The 3796-nt window shown below is 38.3% G+C and carries 4 protein-coding genes; 1 reads left to right on the top strand and 3 read right to left on the bottom strand.

What is annotated here, in order from left to right; genetic code table 11:
• Positions 1-607: 607 nt before the first annotated feature.
• Genes WNY79_RS20695 through rph form a run of 3 tightly spaced genes read right to left on the bottom strand, consistent with a single transcriptional unit; the run spans position 608 to position 2420 of the window.
• Complete coding sequence (locus WNY79_RS20695; RefSeq protein ID WP_024598706.1) at positions 608-988, bottom strand: diacylglycerol kinase; 381 nt, start codon at positions 986-988, stop codon at positions 608-610.
• A 55-nt stretch (positions 989-1043) separates the two neighbouring features.
• On the bottom strand, positions 1044-1688 hold the full coding sequence (pyrE, locus tag WNY79_RS20690) for an orotate phosphoribosyltransferase (RefSeq protein ID WP_076926143.1): 645 nt from the start codon (positions 1686-1688) through the stop codon (positions 1044-1046).
• Between the two features lie 18 nt (positions 1689-1706).
• The gene (rph, locus tag WNY79_RS20685; protein ID WP_002958890.1) at positions 1707-2420 is read right to left on the bottom strand and encodes a ribonuclease PH; all 714 of its coding nucleotides are present in this window, start codon (positions 2418-2420) and stop codon (positions 1707-1709) included.
• A gap of 179 nt (positions 2421-2599) precedes the next feature.
• On the opposite strand from rph, the gene WNY79_RS20680 reads away from it, so the two are divergent.
• Positions 2600-3460: a YicC/YloC family endoribonuclease gene (locus tag WNY79_RS20680; RefSeq protein ID WP_166115063.1), complete on the top strand. Its 861-nt coding sequence runs from the start codon at positions 2600-2602 to the stop codon at positions 3458-3460.
• Positions 3461-3796: the final 336 nt, after the last annotated feature.

Below are 3796 nucleotides of genomic sequence, written 5' to 3'. Positions count from 1 at the left end.
TTCAATCTGAGCCATGATCAAACTCTTCAATTAAAAAGTTTTATGTCTTTCGACAGCTCAATGAATTCTGAATTTTTTAATATCTTTCGATATTGAATTGACTGTGCCGAATAATTACCGAAATAACTATTCTGTTGGTCACTCAGTTTTCAATTGAGACTCTAATTTGTTTGCCTTACTTAGCGAACTAAGCTTGGCTGTTAGAACTCAATCTGTACGAGTGCCCACACAGATGATTGCTTTATATTGTTAAAGAACGTTGCGATTAAAGTTAAACTTTATCTCGCTAGGGCTGCGCATATTACGCTTTCCTATTTTTTTGTCAACACTTAAGTTTAAACTTTCTAAAAAGATTCAAACTAAGTTTTACTTAACACCCTGAGTTGTTCGTGCCTCGCTATGCGTTGTCCGCTGCGCGTCGCCATATCCCGTCTCAGTGGGGTCGCATTATAGGGAGATCCGAAAACAGATCAACCCTTTTTTGAAGAAAACTTGAAATAATGTGTTGTTCGCTGAGTATTTGAGCTAAACACGTTAAAAACACAACATAACTAGCAAGTTATTAACAACTAAAGGCGCTTTAACTATTCTAATATCAAATATTGTATCAAACGATCTTCATGTAAAGGCTTACACCCCAAATGATCAACACGATCGCTAATGAAAGTGTTACGGCTGCAGATCCCATATCTTTGGCTCTACCTGACAATACATGCAATTCTGTACTTACTCGATCTGTTAATGCTTCAATTGCAGAGTTTAGCAATTCAACTATTAGAATAATAAGCAGTGAGCTAATTAATATTGCCCAGTGCAGTAATGATGAAGCAAGCCAAAATGAAATTGGAAATAATATAAGGCTTAATAGTAGCTCTTGTCTAAATGCGGCTTCCTCCTTAAATGCTGCTTTAAAGCCAAGATAGGAACAATAAGTCGCTTTGAAAACGCGTTTGAGGCCTAAGCCATTTGGTTTAAGTATATCTTTCATTAAAAACTCTATGAATGAAGGTCAAAATAAAGCCCCGCAGTGCGAGGCTTTTTATTTATGCTACACCGTATTGATCACGATAAGCTTTAACTGAGGCTAAATGTTCATCCATCGTCCCTTGAACTTCAAGGTAGCTAATAAGATCAGCTAATTTTACAATAGAAATTACTTTGGTATTAAAGTCGCGCTCAACTTCTTGAATAGCTGATAACTCGGCTTTACCTTTTTCTTGGCGATCTAATGCTATTAAAACGCCACTAAGGTCTGCACCATTTTGTGCAATAATTTCCATGGACTCACGAATAGCGGTACCTGCGGTAATTACATCATCAACTAGCATTATTTTGCCATTGAGTTCTGAGCCTACTAACGTACCACCTTCACCGTGTGCTTTTTTCTCTTTACGGTTAAAACAGTACGGTACATCTTTATCATGGTGATCTGCTAATGCAACTGCCGTTGTTGTCGCTATTGGAATACCTTTATAAGCAGGACCAAATAATACATCATACTCTATCGATGAATCTTCCAATGCTGCAGCATAGAAGCGACCTAAACGCGCTAAATCACGACCAGTGTTAAATAAGCCAGCATTAAAAAAGTACGGACTTGTTCGCCCTGACTTTAAAGTAAACTCACCAAACTTTAATACCTGCTTCTCTAGAGCAAATTCTATAAACTCTTTTTGATAATCTTTCATATCTAGTGGCCTACCTATTTATGCTAATGCTTGCTTTTGTACGTCAATGATTTCACGTATAGAGTGTTTGGCTAAAGTAAGTAATTCATCCAGCTCATCAAACGAGAAAGGTTCACCTTCGGCTGTACCTTGAATTTCAATAATTTTACCTGTCTCAGTTAAAATTACGTTCATATCAGTCTCAGCAGCTGAATCTTCTATATACTCTAAATCGCTAATTGCTTGACCTTTGTATATGCCTACTGAAATAGCCGCAATCATATGCTTAAGTGGGTTTGAGTTAATCATACCTTTAGCACGCATATGCGTTAGTGCATCAACTAGTGCAACACATGCGCCACTTATAGAAGCAGTACGTGTACCACCATCTGCTTGAATAACATCACAGTCGATAGTAATTGTGTTTTCACCAAGGGCTTTTAAATCAACAGCCGCACGAAGTGCACGTGCAATTAAGCGTTGAATTTCCATAGTACGACCGCCCTGCTTACCACGTGCAGCTTCACGCGCATTACGTGTATGCGTTGCTCGCGGTAACATACCGTATTCAGCATTGATCCAACCCTTACCTTGGCCTTTCATGAAACGAGGAACGCCCGATTCAACAGTCGCTGTACAAAGTACTTTGGTGTTACCAAACTCAACAAGTACTGAGCCTTCAGCATGCAAAGTATAATTACGTGTAAATGTAACAGGTCTAATTTGGTTAGGTGTTCTTTCGCTTGGACGCATTGACGATCCCCTTAATTCAGAATTTGCGACATTATAAGTGTATGTGGGTATAGATACCATGCTGATTTAAATAAATAGCTGTATGCAAAATATTCAGTGTATTAAATTTTCCCTAGAGCTTAAGCAGTGTTACGGTATAATCATCGTAATATTGTATTTATTAATTTAGGAAAATATCCATGATCCACAGTATGACAGCTTATGCGCGTCGCGAAATAAAAGGCGATTGGGGAACTGGCACTTGGGAAGTTCGTTCAGTGAACCAGCGTTACCTTGAAACATTTATTCGCGCACCAGAGCAATTTCGTGGCATGGAGCCAGTTATTCGTGAGCGTTTACGCAAACACTTACAACGCGGTAAAGTTGAGGTCTTTTTAAAGTTTGTAGCAAATCCAGCCCATGTTGGTGAGCTATCAATTAACCAAGCCCTTGCTGAGCAATTGATAAATAGCGCTAAATGGGTTCAACAACAAAGTAATGGCGATATTAATCCTGTTGATATATTGCGTTGGCCTGGTGTTATGGAAGCTGAAGAACTTGATATGGATAGCGTTAATACCGCACTAATTGTTGGTCTTGATCAAGTAATCGAAGATTTTAAATCAGCCCGTGGCGATGAAGGTGCAAACCTTGAAGAAATGATAGCAATCCGCCTTGATGCGATTTTAGAGCAAGTAGAAATTGTAGAAACGCATATGCCCGAGATTGCTAAGTGGCAACGTGAAAAGCTGGCTCAAAAGCTAGAAGACTTAACAGCAAACATTGACGAATCACGCCTTGAACAAGAACTTATTTATCTTGCTCAAAAACAAGATGTAGCCGAAGAATTAGATCGTTTAAAGTCTCACGTTAAAGAAACTAAAAAAATCCTTAAAAAAGGTGGCGCATGTGGCCGTCGCCTAGATTTTATGATGCAAGAATTTAATCGTGAAGCTAACACGCTAGCATCTAAGTCTATCAATAGTGACATCACTACTGCTGCTGTAGAGCTAAAAGTGTTGATTGAACAAATGAGAGAACAAATTCAAAATATTGAATAGTTATCACCCAATTATGGCATATTCATAACTTATAGAGACCCGGGCTTGGCTCGGGTTTTTTTATTAATGCCAATAATGACATTTTGAATATTTTTACTAAGTATCTTCGCCTAATGTGAGACTCTCACCTTCAAATCACTCTATATTTTAAACATTAAAAAACCCGAGACTAAGCTCGGGCTTTTTGGTAACAATTAGCTAGGCTAATAATTACGCTTTGAACATTACTACAACGCACCTACGCCAAAAGTAAGAGCGTCACCTTCATATGACACTTTATTTTAGACATTAAAAAACCCGAGACTAAGCTCGGGCTTTTTGGTAACAATTAGCTAG

It is taken from the genome of Pseudoalteromonas sp. AS84, assembly GCF_038900255.1.
In the GTDB taxonomy this organism is placed as follows: domain Bacteria; phylum Pseudomonadota; class Gammaproteobacteria; order Enterobacterales; family Alteromonadaceae; genus Pseudoalteromonas.
The sequence above is the reverse complement of the archived record's forward strand: the minus strand, read 5'-3'. Positions and strand labels throughout refer to the sequence as shown.